14 protein-coding genes are annotated in these 16306 nt (G+C 43.9%); 8 read left to right on the top strand and 6 right to left on the bottom strand.

Annotated features, from left to right (window positions below; genetic code table 11):
* Nucleotides 1-127: 127 nt before the first annotated feature.
* Both cmk and aroA read right to left on the bottom strand, forming a co-directional pair.
* Entirely contained in the window at nt 128-808 is a 681-nt protein-coding gene (gene cmk / locus Q0C11_RS05330; RefSeq protein ID WP_293006401.1) for a (d)CMP kinase, read from the bottom strand.
* A 38-nt stretch (nt 809-846) separates the two neighbouring features.
* The gene (gene aroA, locus Q0C11_RS05325; protein ID WP_293006399.1) at nt 847-2169 is read right to left on the bottom strand and encodes a 3-phosphoshikimate 1-carboxyvinyltransferase; all 1323 of its coding nucleotides are present in this window, start codon (nt 2167-2169) and stop codon (nt 847-849) included.
* A gap of 298 nt (nt 2170-2467) precedes the next feature.
* On the opposite strand from aroA, the gene Q0C11_RS05320 reads away from it, so the two are divergent.
* Nucleotides 2468-2713: a hypothetical protein gene (locus tag Q0C11_RS05320; RefSeq protein ID WP_293006397.1), complete on the top strand. Its 246-nt coding sequence runs from the start codon at nt 2468-2470 to the stop codon at nt 2711-2713.
* Nucleotides 2714-2825: 112 nt separating this feature from the next.
* On the opposite strand, the gene Q0C11_RS05315 is transcribed toward Q0C11_RS05320, so the two are convergent.
* From Q0C11_RS05315 to Q0C11_RS05300, 4 genes are all read right to left on the bottom strand, one after another.
* On the bottom strand, nt 2826-5342 hold the full coding sequence (locus Q0C11_RS05315) for a DNA topoisomerase III (RefSeq protein ID WP_293006395.1): 2517 nt from the start codon (nt 5340-5342) through the stop codon (nt 2826-2828).
* A 147-nt stretch (nt 5343-5489) separates the two neighbouring features.
* A complete protein-coding gene (locus Q0C11_RS05310) occupies nt 5490-5948 on the bottom strand; it encodes a DUF494 domain-containing protein (RefSeq protein ID WP_293006393.1) in 459 nt (152 codons plus the stop codon).
* 62 nt (nt 5949-6010) lie between these two features.
* Nucleotides 6011-7108, bottom strand: coding sequence for a DNA-processing protein DprA (gene dprA, locus Q0C11_RS05305; protein WP_293006391.1), 1098 nt, complete (start codon nt 7106-7108; stop codon nt 6011-6013).
* A gap of 18 nt (nt 7109-7126) precedes the next feature.
* The gene (locus tag Q0C11_RS05300; protein WP_293006390.1) at nt 7127-8161 is read right to left on the bottom strand and encodes a LysM peptidoglycan-binding domain-containing protein; all 1035 of its coding nucleotides are present in this window, start codon (nt 8159-8161) and stop codon (nt 7127-7129) included.
* Between the two features lie 94 nt (nt 8162-8255).
* Here Q0C11_RS05300 and def point away from each other — a divergent pair, with 94 nt between their 5' ends.
* The 7 genes from def to Q0C11_RS05265 all read left to right on the top strand — a co-directional run.
* On the top strand, nt 8256-8759 hold the full coding sequence (def, locus tag Q0C11_RS05295; protein ID WP_293006432.1) for a peptide deformylase: 504 nt from the start codon (nt 8256-8258) through the stop codon (nt 8757-8759).
* A 14-nt stretch (nt 8760-8773) separates the two neighbouring features.
* Nucleotides 8774-9715: a methionyl-tRNA formyltransferase gene (gene fmt, locus Q0C11_RS05290; RefSeq protein WP_293006388.1), complete on the top strand. Its 942-nt coding sequence runs from the start codon at nt 8774-8776 to the stop codon at nt 9713-9715.
* A gap of 3 nt (nt 9716-9718) precedes the next feature.
* Nucleotides 9719-10996, top strand: a complete 1278-nt coding sequence (gene rsmB, locus Q0C11_RS05285) for a 16S rRNA (cytosine(967)-C(5))-methyltransferase RsmB (protein WP_293006386.1) — start codon at nt 9719-9721, stop codon at nt 10994-10996.
* Nucleotides 10959-11603 (top strand): DUF4390 domain-containing protein, encoded by a 645-nt coding sequence (locus Q0C11_RS05280; protein ID WP_293006384.1) that lies wholly within the window; start codon nt 10959-10961, stop codon nt 11601-11603. Before rsmB ends, Q0C11_RS05280 begins: the two co-directional genes overlap by 38 nt.
* On the top strand, nt 11603-13747 hold the full coding sequence (locus Q0C11_RS05275) for an ATP-binding protein (RefSeq protein WP_293006382.1): 2145 nt from the start codon (nt 11603-11605) through the stop codon (nt 13745-13747). The genes Q0C11_RS05280 and Q0C11_RS05275 overlap by 1 nt, the downstream gene beginning before the upstream one ends.
* A 184-nt stretch (nt 13748-13931) precedes the next feature.
* The gene (locus Q0C11_RS05270) at nt 13932-15194 is read left to right on the top strand and encodes a sigma-54 dependent transcriptional regulator (protein WP_293006380.1); all 1263 of its coding nucleotides are present in this window, start codon (nt 13932-13934) and stop codon (nt 15192-15194) included.
* Between the two features lie 840 nt (nt 15195-16034).
* The coding region (locus tag Q0C11_RS05265; RefSeq protein WP_293006379.1) for a transposase at nt 16035-16306 on the top strand (272 nt) is incomplete at its 3' end.

Below are 16306 nucleotides of genomic sequence, written 5' to 3'. Positions count from 1 at the left end.
AAAAGATACCTGATTGATATTCCAACTGGCTTGGTTGCCAGTGGACTGGGTTAGTTGATAAAATATTCAAATAATAGATAACTTCCTTCTTTTCGTTTGCGGACGTTAAGAAGGAAGTTATCTATATTCAAACGCTTGCTTTCTGCGCAATTTCATTATACCAGGAGAGAACGGCGTCTTGTGCCTGGGATATGGTCAACGCTGAAGTATCTAATAATCGTGCATCAGCGCTTTGCTGTAGCGGAGCGATGCTACGATTGCTGTCACGCTCATCCCGTTTCTTGATGTCATGCAACAGATCTGCAATGTTAGCACTTATTCCTTTCTCTTTCAACTGGTTATATCGACGTTGTGTACGCACTTCTGCGCTGGCAGTTAAAAATATTTTTAGCATGGCGTCAGGAAAGATAACAGACCCCATATCACGTCCATCGGCAACCAATCCAGGTGATTGGCGAAATGCGCGTTGGCGTTCTGTGAGTGCTGCCCGAACTTGTGGATAAGCAGCTAATTGGGAAGCTAGTAAACCGCACTGTTCTGTACGGATATTTTCTGTGACGATGACGCCATCAAGGTAGATCTGTTCATTTTTAAATACAATGTCCAAGCATTTGGCGATGTCTGCAAGTTGGTCAGCATTTTGGATATCAGCGTGCGATAGTAGTGCTTTTAAAGCAACTAGACGATAAAGTGCGCCACTATCAAGGTAATGAAATCCAATTTTTTGGGCAACTAATTGGGCGACGGTGCCTTTCCCGGATGCTGACGGGCCATCAATTGTGATAACAGGAATTTTCTTGGTTTTCATTAAGAATCTTGTTGTTTTGTTAAGACGGTACAGTGAAATTAATTGGTTTCAGAGTGAACAATTTGTGATAATTTTTCAAAATAATCGGGGAAAGTTTTGTTCACACAATCGGGATTGTTGATGCGCACGGGTGCGCCCAGGCATGCCAGTGAAAAACACATGGCCATACGATGATCATCATAAGTATCAATCGCCGCGTGTGGGGTCAAGCCATGAATGGGAGGCGTAATGCGCAAGTAATCTGCACCCTCTTCAACAATCGCACCAAGTTTTTTCAATTCAGTGGACATTGCTGCAAGACGATCCGTCTCTTTCAGGCGCCAGCTGGCAATGTTGCGCAGCATGGTAACGCCTTCTGCGAATAATGCGGTTACAGCAAGTGTCATGGCTGCATCAGGAATATGATTGCAATCCAAATCGATGGCGTGTAGCAGTTTTCTGCTGCAACCATTTCTTGCGCTACTTGCTTCAATCCAGTTCTTTCCTATGGATATTTTTGCTCCCATTTGTTCTAGGGCTGCAGCAAAGCGAATATCCCCTTGTACGCTGTTTCGGCCTACTCCTTGCACTTTTACCGGGCCATCACCGATAGCACCCGCCGCGAGAAAATATGAAGCTGACGAAGCATCGCCTTCGACGGATATGTGTCCTGGACTACGGTACTTTTGTCGAGCCGGAATTACAAATTGCTGCCAGCTGGTGTGTTCCACTTGAACGCCAAAATGCTGCATTTGCGCAAGCGTTAATTCGATATAGGGCTGGGAAATTAATGTGTCAGTTACTTCAATGATGGATTTCTTTCCGCTCAGTGGTAAGGCCATCAACAATCCCGTGAGAAATTGGCTGGATACATTGCCTTTTACTGTAACCGTGTGCGCATCGTTGATGACATGCAGGGTAGATGGTTTGATTTCCAATGGAGGAAAGCCTGGGTTGCCCAAGTAATTGATATTTGCGCCCAATTGTCGCAATGCATCAACCAAATCCGCAATGGGTCGCTCGTGCATTCGGGGTACACCCGACAGTCGATAATGCCCATGCATTAAAGCCAATACTGCAACCAATGGTCTAAAAGCGGTGCCGGCATTGCCGAGAAATAAGTCAGCGTTGGTAACTGGAAATGTTTCATTTATACCGCAAATGCGATAATCATTTTTTCCGGTTTTAGTGACGGCAACACCCAATTGGGCAAGTGCATCCAACATATGTGCCGTATCGTCAGAAGTCAGTAAATCATGAATCTGCGTGATCCCTTGCGCGAGCGCGGCAAGCAAGAGAATCCGGTTGGAGATACTTTTTGATCCAGGCAGCTGTATTGTGCCTTGAGCTTTCTTGGCTAATGGGAGATCAAGCCATTTCATGGTATACGCAATTAAAATGAAGAATGATATCTCATAAGAACACTCAGGGAGTAATTTTATTGATCGAGTAAGTTAGCTGATTTTTCTTGTATTACTCGGGTCAAATTTGTATCTTTTGGAAAAATCTTTATCATGCTATCTCGTTTAAGGTAATCTATCGTAGTAAATTCTGGACGAAAAGCAATCAGGTAACGCGAGACGTTTGGTTTAAAAGTGATGCTATCGGATATCGTAATTTATTGCGAAAATCTAAAAGATAAATTTATCGTATTATTAATAATCAAAGAGGTTTTATATAATGGAAGACGCAGAAATTGTTTTGATGTTCTCTTTATTGGCAATTCCTTTTGCCATCTGGTTGCAATTGTGGGTGAAAGATCGCAGAGAGAAGCGAAGAAATGCGATGGGTGATGAAGAGTTTGAGAGTACAACGGGGGCATTTGCATCAATCATTATAGAAGGCACTGCCATTATAGGGGGGCTTATAATGATAATTATGGCGACTAGCGGGGTAGGCAAGTATATTCTCAATTTTTATTTATAAGGCGTGTGCCAGTAATGGCAGAAAATCCGGGCAATCACTTGATGCCCGGAGAGCTCTTGTGATCAGCTACCGGGTGTTAATGGTAATTGGAATGATGGTATTTCTTATTAGTTTAAGAGGTAACATCACCGGTTGATCGAGTTCTTGGCTGCTTTGTTTTGGATTTTGTTTCAGCGGTCTTTTTAGGTACTTTTTGTTCAAATTCAAAACCTATTTTCCCATCGGGATTCCTGACCAAATAAGCCGAAAATGGCCTTCCTTTTTTGGAAATGAACTTTGTTAATAAATCAGTTTTTCCGGTTTCCAGTAATTTGGTGATTTGTGCACGATCAATTGGGCGCGCAAGAATAATTTTGCCGGTTTTAAAATCACAGGTACGAGCTGGCCCGACAGATTTTTCACAAACATACTGCATGCCGTGTTCATAAACAGCATGGTTGCATTTTGGGCATTTGCCAAGCGAAAGTTGCTCACTAAAATCGATTTCTTCTTGATTTTCATCATTGTTACCGAAATCGAACTTCATTTCTAGAGTATCCGTAAGCCTGATGATAGCATTAAACGATTGTCCCATTTTGCTTCGGAAACCTTGCAATGGACCCGCTTCACGCTGAGTGATCAATGTTTCCATTTCTTCAACTTCAAATTGGCGACCAGCCAGAATTTTCCAGAGCGCAAAATCACACTTCTGGCATTGAAATTTTTTGTAGGTTTCATGAACGATGCCACTACACTTCGGGCAAGGGGATTTCAAGACAGCGAAATCACCTGTTATGGTTTCGCCACGATGAGTCTTTGCTTGTTCGACCATATGCCGCGTCATCTCGGCAATTTTTTCCATGAATGCAGTGCGTTTTAGATGACCTTGCTCAATCTGGCGTAACTGAAATTCCCAGTTGCCTGTTAATTCAGGTGAGATAAGTTCGGGAATTTTAAGACCGCGTAATAACGTGATTAATGAAGAAGCCTTTGCCGTTGGATGCAATTCGCGGCCAACACGCTGAATATAATTTTCAAAAACTAAGCCTTCAATAATTGCAGCGCGAGTCGCCGGCGTACCTAAACCTTTTGCGCTCATCGCAGCACGTAGCTCTTCATCTTCTACAAGCTTACCGGCGCTCTCCATGGCGGAAAGCAGCGTTGCCTCATTAAACCTCGCAGGCGGGCGAGTTTGATTTGCGACAATGTTGATGGTTTCTGTATTGACAGATTCACCGGGAGTAATGGCGACGAGCGTGCTGTCATCTTCCGCGCTATCTGACTTGATTGTTTTTCCATAGACCGCCTGCCAGCCAGGATTTACCATGACTTTACCTTCAGTTTTAAAAGGCTCATTTTCAACCCGGGTAAGGCGAGTGGTGATCAGAAATTCTGCTGCTGGGAAAAAAATGGCTAAGAAACGTTTAGTAACCAGATCGTAAAGCTTCGCTTCCGCTTCATTTAACTTCGTTGCATTTAATGAAGTCGGGATAATGGCAAAGTGATCTGAGATTTTTGTGTTATTGAAAATACGCTTATTGGGAGTAACCCAGTTTGATGTTAGAATCTGTCGACAAAATTCACCATAGTCGGTGTTTTCCAGGCTCTGCAAAGTATCTTTAACGGTGCTGATATAGTCTTCCGGCAGAGCGCGTGAATCCGTTCGTGGATAAGTCAGTACCTTGTGCTTCTCATACAATGCTTGCGCCAGACCCAGTGTTGCCTTGGCCGAAAAGCCAAAGCGGCTATTGGCGTCACGCTGCAGGCTAGTCAAATCATAAAGTAATGGGCAGATTTCTTTGCTGGGCTTGCTTTCTTCGTCGACATGGCCAGATTTTCCCTGACATTTAACAAGAATAATTTCTGCTTTCTTCTGCTCCCAAAGTCTTTCTGGTCTTGACTCTTGATTGATTTTATCCTTGACGAATTTTTCATCAAACCATTTGCCATTATAATTGCCGCTGCTGGCTGTAAATGTAGCGTGAATTTCCCAGTAATCCTGTGGCTGAAATTTTTTTATTTTTTCTTCGCGTTCAACAAGAATTGCCAAAGTGGGAGTTTGTACCCGTCCAACGGTAGTCTTATGAAATCCCCCTTCCTGCGAGTTAAAGGCAGTCATGGCACGCGTACCATTAATTCCGACTAACCAGTCCGATTCTGAGCGGCTGACAGCGGCTTCCGCAAGCGACTTGACTTCGTCATTGTCCATTAGCTTGGTAAAGCCTTGACGAATGGCATCGGGTGTCATGGACTGCAACCAAAGGCGTTTTACAGGTTTGTTGATACCAACATGGCGCAGAATATAATAAAAAATCAATTCACCCTCACGCCCGGCGTCGCAAGCGTTTATCAATGAATCGACGTCTTTACGTTTGATGAGCTTACTCAATAGCTTCAGACGTGAGGACGTTTTCTCTATCGGATTCAAATCAAAATGCGGAGGAATCACGGGTAAATTTGCAAAACTCCACTTACCACGCTTTACTTCATATTCTTCAGGAATAACTAGCTCGAGTAAATGACCTACTGCCGAAGATATGACGTATTGATCATTCTCGAAAAAATCAGTATTTTTGGTGAAGTTGCCCAGTGCTCGCGCGATATCTGCTGCTACTGAAGGTTTTTCAGCAATGATTAGAGATTTACCCATGAGTTTTCCGAGAAAAATAATTTGCTGGCTCTATATTGTCGCGCATGATTATTGATAACTGTGAAATTTGAATCAAACTTACTGAATGAGCGTGTTTGCTGTATTTACTCAAGCAGCTATTTGGTATAAAAAGAATGCGATTTAGTCTTAATGACGATAATGAGAGTCACTGACAATCAGTAATTTTTCTAGTATGGTATCGTCAGTAAGCTGGTTCTGGATCCATAGTTCTGTCAAAACAATCAGTTTAATTTTCTCAAGACTGGGTGAGTTTTCATGCATCATCAGTACGCGATCAATTAATAACTCTCGTTGCAACGGATTAATAATGCCGGCTTGTTCCAGAAAGAAAATAAATCCTCGTCCTTCAGTATCAATTTTCTCTATTTCATATTCGGTAAAGCATCGGAAGGAATTGTTCCCGGCAAAGCTGGCTGGGTAATTACCAATGTCATGGCGCTCAAGTTCAGAGAGCCAACTAAGTGTTTCGCTAATATCCTCGTCGGCAAATCCAGCCATGGTGAGTTTGCGTGTCAGTGTTGCAGAGTCAGGGTAGCTTCCTGAATCAAAATAATTTTCAAATAAATAAACGAGTATATCGAACATAATTATGTCTATTGGTGCGGATTTGTTTACAGATGAACGGTTTTAGTTAATGGCATCAAATGTCATTTAATTCGCTGATACCATCCTCCTGGTAGACTGCTGATTTGACCGTCAAGTTCAAGCGTTAATAGCATGGCTGATACAACCTCGGCAGTCAAGCCGCTACGTGCGCACAAAGTATCAATATTAACGGTATCATAACTTAGATGACTCAGTAATAACGAATTTTCGGTTGATTCCTCATGGGTGAATTCTTTTTTTCTGACGGGTGCGGCATCGATTAATGCCAGATGACTTAATTCGTCTAAAATATCTTGTGTGTTTTCAACCAATTTTGCACCTTGTTTGATTAATGCATGACAGCCTTTTGAAAGAGGGGAATGAATAGATCCTGGAATTGCCATCACTTCGCGACCCTGTTCTAAAGCCTGGCGTGCTGTAATCAATGAACCGCTTTGCAATGCAGCTTCTACTACTAGGCAACCCTGGGTCATGCCACTGATGATGCGGTTTCTGCGCGGAAAGTTCCGGCCTATGGCGGGTGTGCCCAAAGGAAATTCAGAAATCAGCGCACCTTCTTTTGCGAGTTTATGAGCTAAAGGATGATTTTTTGCTGGATAAACAATATCTAGCCCTGTTCCTACGATGGCTATGCTAGCGGCAGAGCCACGCAAGCCGCCATGGTGGGCGGCAGTATCTATACCAAGTGCCATGCCGCTGATAATACAAAGCCCGGCATTGCTCGAGGCTTCTGAAAATGCTTCTGCATTGGATAACCCTTGCGGTGTTGCGTTACGGCTTCCAACGACCGCCAAAGCAGGTTGCTGGAGAAGTTCGCGCCGGCCTTTAAAATAAAGTAATGGAGGAGGGTCCGCAATATTGAGCAATTGTGCCGGGTAATCGGAATCAGCCAACGTAATGACTGCGTTAATGGGATCTTCCAGCCATTTAAGTACATTTATAATGTTATCGCGTTCGGCGCCTTGCTTGATGCGATGAGCCGTTGTTTTTTTTACAATGCGTTCGAGCGCTGTAACATGTGCCGAAAGGATTGCTGCAGGGTTGCCAAAAGCAATCAAAAGCCGACGGATAGATTCGCCGCCCAAGCCGTCAATCAGATTAAGACTTAGCCATGATTCAATATCAGATGCATATTTCATGAATGTGCAGCTATTGTTTTAAGGCGTTTTGACCGCATCGAGTATTTTAATGGAATGTGTGCTTTGAACGACCAGCGCGTAAGATACTTTGTCAAAAACGCGAAATACGAATGCTAGCCCCGTTCTTTCATCAGGCAACTGTAACGTTTCCCCTGTCAGAGATTTAGCTTGGCTTGTTCGGAAAATAGCAAGCACATGACCCATTTCCAGGCCATCCAATCCACCTTTATTCAAGGTAACGATGGCGCCTTTGCCAATTTCGGTGATACCGCCATAGACTGAAATGATTCGTCCATTGATTGGAAAATCTGGCGCATGGGGCGCGTAGTTATTGAATATGTTATCAGGTGCTGGAACCAATCGATCTCCATTCAGGATTTCTTCCGCAGCCCGCGTGATAGTGACTGTGCTAACATCGGCAAATACAGTAGCTTTGGCATTGCCTAAGTAAGTTGCTTCGTAGCCGAGAATCTGATCTTTTTGATCGGGGTCTTTTAATGCTTTGCCCGGACGGAAAATTTGCCATGTCGAGCCTTTATCTTTCGGCAATCCATTGACATAAGCAGTATTACCTGTACTTAGAACGACTCGATTGTCGCTGGAGCCTAAGATATAGGGGGCATTGTCGAGGCCATCCTTTTCAATAACTAGCGGTTGACTAAGAAAAGGCTCGATGGCGGCGGCTGGGATACTGGGTATGGCAGCATCATCTGATAGTTCCGAGCGAATTTTTGGAGATAATTTGACCGTCCTGATTTCATCTTCAGTATCCTCGAGGCTCAATCGAAATCCGTAGGATGTTTTTCTCAGTACTACAATATCGCCGGGATAGATTCTGTGAGGATTTTTTACCTGCTCACGGTTGAGTCCCCAGATCTCCGGCCAACGCCAAGGGTCGTTAAGAAATCTGGAAGCAATCCCCCATAGCGTATCGCCTGGCACAACGATATGGCGATAGGGAGTATCGCTTCGCAACAAGTTATCCTCAGCATTGACTGGTGGAATAGAAAGCAGACTCAGGAATAAAATCATAGCTATAATAGGCTTTCGCATGGACGATCCCCGTTAAGTTATTAACATGCAGAATAATCGGCTAATGATACGGTCTAAATGCGGCATTGAGTTTATTTATCTACATAATTTTTTCATGGCTATTTTAAAAATATTACAATACCCCAACGAAAAACTACATACTGTAGCGATTCCTGTTGCGCAAGTCACTGATAAAATCCGTGCGCTGATAAATGATATGGCAGAAACTATGTATGCTGCGCCTGGGATAGGGTTAGCCGCAACACAAGTGGATGTGCATGAGCGCGTTATCGTTATTGACACTTCAGAAGCGCGGGATGAATTGATCGTTTTGATTAATCCTGAAATCATTGCGAGCAGTGGTATATCTGATTTTGAAGAAGGCTGTCTGTCAGTGCCAGGTATTTATGGAAAAGTGCAGCGTGCTGAGCTTGTTACGGTTAAAGCTTTAAATGTTCAAGGTGAATCATTTGTTTTGGATGCCGATGGATTGCTGGCGGTGTGTATTCAGCATGAGATGGATCACTTGGCAGGTAAAGTGTTTGTTGAATATTGGTCCCGGCTTAAACAAGCACGCACTTTGGCGAGATTAAAGAAAAAACTGCGTAGTACAATGTAAGCGCAGAAACTTGCATGAAAATTATTTTTGCCGGAACCCCTATTTTTGCTGCTGCTGCACTGGAAGGATTGATCCATGCCGGGCATCAGATTGTGATGGTTTTAACCCAACCAGACCGGCCGGCCGGAAGAGGGATGAAAACGGTTGCGAGTGCAGTCAAGTTGCTGGCTCAACAGCATGATCTTGCGATACTACAGCCACCGACGCTTAAATCGCCTGAAATACAAGCACAATTAGAAGCGCTACATGCGGATGTTATGGTCGTCGCGGCGTATGGACTGATTTTGCCGCAAGCAGTGTTAAGTATTCCTCATCAGGGTTGTTTAAATATTCACGCTTCGATTTTACCACGCTGGCGTGGCGCCGCGCCGATTCAACGGGCGGTTCTGGCTGGCGATGATGAAACTGGTATTACAATCATGCAAATGGACGCAGGGCTTGATACGGGTAACATTTTACTGAAACACGAAATGAAGATCGCGCCGGACGATACCACGCAATCACTGCATGACAGGTTGAGTCTGTTAGGCGCTCTGAGTATTGTTGAAACCTTGGTTCAGCTGCAGCAAGGAAAGCTTGTTCCAGTTGCTCAGAATGAGGCACAAGCTTGCTATGCCGCTAAAATAGCCAAGGCAGAAGCTGAAATTGACTGGCGACTTTCAGCTGAGCAGATAGATCGGGTAGTGCGTGCATTTAATCCAATTCCGGGAGCCTATACATCTTTCCAAGGAATGGTTTTGAAGATTTGGCAGGCAAAAATAGTGGTGGGTGAATCCAGACAACCAGGTCAAATTGTTGCGGCAAACCGAGATGGTATATCAGTAACATGCGGTTCTGGCCTATTACAAGTGGAAATGCTACAGAAATCGGGCGGAAAAAAAATGAATGTGGCGGATTTTCTGGCGGGCAATAACCTTCAACTAGGTGAGTGCTTTACTTTGGTTAATTATTCATAGAGTATGATCAGAACGCAACTTGCTGCGGCTTCTGTAGTGGGTAAAGTGCTAGCTGGAGCAAGCTTGACCGAGGTGCTGCAGGATGTTTGGCGTGTGGATTCTTCGCTGTCGAAGCAACAGAGAGGTGCCATTCAGGATTTAAGTTACGGAGTGTTGCGTTTCTATGGGCAACTGGGAGCAATCCTAGAGCTCTTGCTGAAGAAGCCGCTACGCGATAAAAGTTTGTATCATCTGCTGCTGGTAAGTTTATATCAATTGCAATATAGCCGGGTGTTGTCGCACACTGTGGTAGATCAGGCGGTCTCAGCTTCACGTTGCTTAGTGAAGGGTGGTGGAATGCAAGGACTGGTCAATGCGGTGTTACGCAATTTTATCCGGCAACAGGAAAATTTATTGAGACAAGCTACTGAAAAAGAAGTTGGACGTTATTCGCATCCGCAGTGGTGGGTCGATAAGTTGCGTCGGCAATATCCGGAAAATTTTGCAGCCATACTGAGAGCAAATAACAAACGCCCCCCAATGACTCTGCGGGTTAATCGGCGTAAGATTAGCGTGGAGGATTACCGCAATTTATTGACAGAAAATGGGATTCAGGCTGAATTATTATGGCGGGATACACTTCAATTGAGTCAGCCGATTAGGGTGGAATCTCTGCCGGGCTTTGCAATGGGGTTGGTGACTGTGCAAGATGCAGGTGCACAACTTGCTGCGCCATTGCTGGATGTGCATGAGGGTATGCGGGTGTTGGATGCTTGCGCTGCTCCCGGAGGTAAAAGCACGCATTTGCTGGAGTTGGCGAATATATCGCTGTCAATATTGGATAATGACCCAGAGAGGCTGATCCAGGTGCAGCAAAATCTTGAGCGCTTGAGGATGACATCAGAGCGATTAATTTGCGGTGATGCGGCGAAACCTGATGAATGGTGGGATGAGCAACCCTATGATCGAATTTTGGCTGATGTGCCATGTTCTGCATCGGGTGTGGTATGCCGGCATCCTGATATTAAATGGCTCCGGCGCGAGAGTGATTTGACCAAGTTTGCTGTATATCAACAAGCAATTCTTGATGCATTGTGGAACACCCTAAGGAAGGATGGTAAGTTGCTTTATGTGACTTGTTCAGTCTTCGCAGAAGAAAATACCATACAGATGGAGAGATTTCTTAAACATCATTCTGATGCATGCCAATTGCCGATTTCTGTTGCGGGGATGGTTGATGGACAACTGTTACCTGATACTCAACATGACGGCTTCTTTTATACCTTACTGCAAAAAAACTGATCGATATATGGGTCGAGTGAAGTTACCTTATGCCAGTTTAGTTTTCTTATGGTTGATTTTGCTGTTGCCAGCAGCTACTGCGCAGGCGGAGGGTATCCGCATAAAGAATGTCAATTTAGCAGCAGCGGGTGAGGGTTATAAAATCAGCGTAGATTCTGAAATTGCGCTTAACCCGACTTTGGAGCAGGCGCTTGAGAAGGGCATTGTACTTTACTTTGTATTCAAATTCAGTCTGGTCGATGTGCGCTGGTATTGGTTGGATGACGAAGTTGTACGCGGTAAATACAGGGTGGGGTTGAGGTATTATGCACTGACGCGACAGTATCATTTAAATCACGCTTCGTTTTCACAGAGCTTTAACACGCTCACTGAAGCATTGCAGGTTATGGGTCGATTGCATGATTTTACCTTGACGGTTAAGTCAGAATTAAATCAGAACACTGATTATATCGCGTCACTGCGTATATGGCTTGATCTGACACGTATGCCCAAACCATTCCAGGTCGAGGCCTTTGGTTCCAGTCGATGGAATTTGAGTTCAGACAAGTTGGAGTGGAGCATGAAGTTACCTACACCGGAGCAACCTTTCCAAATGAAAGGTCAGTAATGAAGTATGTACTCATTATTGGCGCGGGTGTGGGGGCGGTCATGTTGTTTTTACTTGCTACAGCAGGTGCCAATACGGAGTTTTTTGAGCGGAAGTACCGCTTGCTGCTGGTTATAAATGCGGCCTTTGTGCTTTTCCTCATGGCAATCGTTGCAATATTGTTGTGGCGATTCAGGCGCAGACTTAAATCAGGTGTGTTTGGATCTAAGCTGGCGTTACGATTAATGTTGGTTTTCTCGCTGATGGCAATACTTCCTGGCGCTTTGGTTTATGCTGTGTCAGTTCAATTCCTTGAGAAAAGTATTGAATCCTGGTTTGATGTAAAAGTGGACCGTGCTTTGGAGGGCGGATTGAATCTTGGGCATACTATGCTGGATAATTTGTTGGAGGAGCTGCAAAAAAAAGCGCAGGCTACAGCTTTGCTGCTAGCAGAAACATCCAGTCCACCTTTGCTGGTGCTTAACGAGTTATTGCTACAATCTCAGGTGGAAGAATCGACTTTATTCAACCAAGATGGCAAGGTGATTGCATTTTCAAGCGAAACTAATCTGGCATTATTTCCTGAAAAGCCAAATGCAATGGTTATGCGGCATGTAAGGATCCAGAAAGCTTACACTGCAGTTGAGACGATAGCCGATAAAGGTTTATATTTGCGTGTGGTTGTGCCTGTCAATGTGTTGAGTTTGAAAGAAGATATCCGGGTTCTGCAGTTATTGCAGCCGGTCCCTGTGCAGTTGGCCAAAGATGCTGAGCGGGTGCAGGCCGGGTATCGAGATTACCAGGAGCTTTCATTGTCTCGCCACGGGTTAACTCGATTATATAGTGTGACATTGACATTGGCATTGTTATTATCATTATTTTCAGCGCTGGCAACAGCATCATTGCTTAGTGAGAAGTTAAGTGCTCCACTCGGTATGTTAGCTGAAGGAACGCGCGCTATTGCGCAGGGTGATTACAGCCGTCGTCATCTGGTTCAAAGTAGCGATGAATTGGGTGTGTTGACAGAGTCATTTAATTTGATGACGCAGCAACTGCAGGAAGCACAAGCAATTGCGCAGCATAATCAGCAGCAAGTAGAAAGTGCCCGAGCACATCTGGAAAGTATCCTGGCAAATCTTTCATCCGGTGTATTAGTATTCGATGATCAATTGGTTTTATCTAAAGCAAACCGTAGTGCAGAGCAAATACTTCAAACACCTTTAATCAGTTTGGATGGCTCAATTATTGAAGGGTGCGTAACCAATGAGCCGCAATTGGATACGTTAATTGCTGAAATTAGAATGGGTTTTAATTCAGAAGAGGCAGGTGTTTGGCAACGCCAACTAACACGCTCGGAAGATGGTCGCAACCAGGTTTTGTTGTTGCGGGGTACGCGACTACCTAAGTTATCGGGCGGCGGTGGTGTGGTGGTTTTTGACGACATTACTAGTTTACTCCAAGTGCAGCGTGCGGTAGCTTGGGGCGAAGTAGCGCGGCGTCTTGCGCACGAAATTAAAAATCCGTTGACGCCGATTCAACTCTCTGCGGAGCGGGTACAGCATAGATTAATTAATAAACTCGACGAAGAAGACGCCAAGATATTAAGGCGCTCAACTGAAACCATTGTTAATCAAGTCGAAGCGCTAAAGAAAATGGTCAATGAGTTCAATCAATATGCACGTATTCCTGAACTGGAATTGCGGCCGTTAGATTTTAACCAGCTGGCTCGTGAAGTGTTATCGCTCTATGAGACTGGAAGTATGGCGGCTGAGAATGGTAAGCACATAAAAATTAAACAGAAGTTGGCGGAAAAATTGCCGGAGGTTAGAGGAGATTCTGCGCAATTACGCCAAGTACTGCATAATTTATTGCAGAATGCGCAGGATGCGTTAATTGATGCTTTGAGACCCGAGATAGAAGTAAAAACCGAAGCAGTGCATGGAGGTGTGCAGCTAAGTGTCCGTGATAATGGTTGCGGCTTTTCGGAAGAAATCAGAGCGCGTGTTTTTGAGCCCTATGTTACGACCAAATTGAAGGGTACAGGCTTGGGTTTGCCTATTGTCAAGAAAATTATTGAAGAACATGATGGGCTTATTCATATCGAGAATATGAAGCCGCTGGGTGCGCAGATTTCAATCATCCTGCCTGCGGTGGAAAAAAAATAAAGCTGTAGGAAATAACAGATTGACATTAAATTAAATTATCGAGTCTGTAAATATAGAAAGGCGAGTAGAATATTCCATGTGTTGGTGCTCGTTAATCATAAACTCCGAATCCAAAAATATGCATAAAGTTTTATAGTTAACCGTAAACTGGCTGATTGGATTACAGTCGTGGAGAGAATTCTAGATGATAACAAACAATACAATACTCATCGTCGATGACGAAATTGGTATTCGCGAATTGCTGTCAGAAATTTTGCGTGATGAGGGATATCGTGTGGCGTTGGCAGAGAACGCTGAACAAGCACGTGCCTGGCGGAATCAGACGCGCCCGGATTTGGTGTTGCTGGATATCTGGATGCCTGATACTGACGGTATTACGTTGTTAAAAGAATGGGTTAGTAATGGAGCGCTGACGATGCCAGTGATCATGATGTCGGGGCACGGCACCATTGATACAGCAGTTGAAGCGACGCGTATTGGTGCATTTAGTTATCTGGAAAAACCGATACCACTGCAAAAATTGTTGAGCACCGTCAGCAAAGCGTTGCGAGGTGGGCAAAATAAACAGCAATCAGTGCTTTCTCTGGCTAGCTTGGGCAAAGGTAATTTGATTGCAGATCTGCGGAAAAGATTGGAGCAAGTAGTCAATCTGAAAGCACCCGTGCTACTGATGGGTGAGCCTGGTGCAGGGGCCGAAATATGCGCTCGCTTTATGCATCGTCCCAATACACCGTGGGTAGAACCAGAGACATTGAATTCATTAGCAGAATCACCACTAGATTTATTAGAGCCTGCACGTGATGGTTTGTTATTTCTCAAGGAGGTGGGTGAAATCAGCAAATTAGCACAAAAGGGTATGTTGTTGTTACTAAATAAACTGGAAAAATATAATGTACGGCTGGTTTGTGCGACATCGCACCCAATAGCGGAATTAACTGCCCAAGGCAACTATCATCCCAAGTTATATGAAGTGTTAAGTGGTTTAAGTATTGGTATTCCTGCTTTGAGAGCACATCGGGAAGATATTCCTGAATTAGCTAATCAAATTTTATCACGCTTTGTTGAATCAGGTGAAGCTTCGTCAACATTGCAGTTTACTACTGCTGCGCTGAATTGCTTGCGTAATTATGATTGGCCAGGAAATCTTACGCAGCTAACGGGTGTCGTCCATTCTTTGGCACTAACATCCACCGGCGATGAAATTTCAGTTGAAGCAGTGCAGCAGGCAATGGTATTTCCAGAATCGTCTTCCGCATCAGTTGCTCCGGAAATTCCTCTTGACCTTTCATTACGCGAAGCGCGTGATTTATTTGAAAAAACTTACTTTGAAAGATTGATTGATCAAGAAAACGGGAATATGACGCGTGTGGCTGAGCGGGCTGGATTAGAACGTACGCATCTTTATCGCAAAATAAAATTATTGGGGATTAAGTTGCGGGGAAATTGATTCGCAGTAAGTGGGTGATTGCTCGACAGTTGAATTGGTCATAGACTTAAGGTCTTTAGAGAATAAGGAATAAGCTGGAAATGGAATGTTGCAAGTTTTAAGAAAAAACTTTAAAATTGCTGCCTTTTATATTTAATGTTCCATATTTAACAAATTCTTTAGCCGGTGCATTAAATAGTATGGTTGTTAAGCTTTCTCTGTACTGTACTATTTTTGAATGTGCTGAAACATTTTATTAACCCGTAGCATATCGTTGCTGTTGAAAGGATGTCATGTTAAGTAGTTTTTCCAGTCGTAAGAAGAAACAGTCTAAGAAGCAACCGCTTAATTTATTTATATTTATTTTGCTGACATTTTTATCCCTAGGATTCCAATCCGTCTCAATCAAGGCTGAATCAATTTCATACCCCGTACTACAGTTTTAGAGTATCAATCTGTAGAATTTACGCTATCTAATAACTGTATGTTGTTTAAATTCAGGTTTATTAACCAAGCAGCAAAATCGTCAAGAAGCAGTGAAGTCCGCTTGTGTATTGGTGCATTTATCACGCTGCGTCTTAAAACTGGTACATGCTCGATTGACCACTGCATTGATTATCGAATCGTGCCAGACTAAAACCACTGTCGTATACAGCCAGCCTATCAGATTTGATTCAAGCTCGTTTCGGATGATCTTCATCGTGGTAACAATCAACAAACCAAGCTTTGCTTGGTGTCGAGAATGCTGTACGTAACACGCAAAACAGACTTAATTTTTGAGACCTTTGCACGGTTAGAGTCATTTTCAGGTACAGATGATGATATAATAACGTTTTAAATCATATAATTGAATTAATTGATATGAGTTTTTCAGAGTTTGATGTTACCCGCCGCACTCGCAAAGGAAGCTTCCTCAATCAAATCAATTATCTGATTGATTGGGGGCCGATAGAAAAAGCAATCGCTGAACATTATGCCCCCACATCTGATGCCGCAGGCCGTCCTGCCTATCCCGGGTTGCTGCTGTTCAAAATGTTGCTGACAGGAATCTGGCACGGTGGACTCAGTGATGAATCAGTTGAAGACATGGCTAACGCGAATCTGCACGTGATGCGGTTTTTGGGCCTGAGTCT

It is taken from the genome of Nitrosomonas sp. (genome assembly GCF_022842015.1).
Lineage (GTDB): Bacteria > Pseudomonadota > Gammaproteobacteria > Burkholderiales > Nitrosomonadaceae > Nitrosomonas.
Note: the sequence above shows the minus strand (reverse complement) of the source record. Positions and strands in the feature narration are given on the sequence as shown.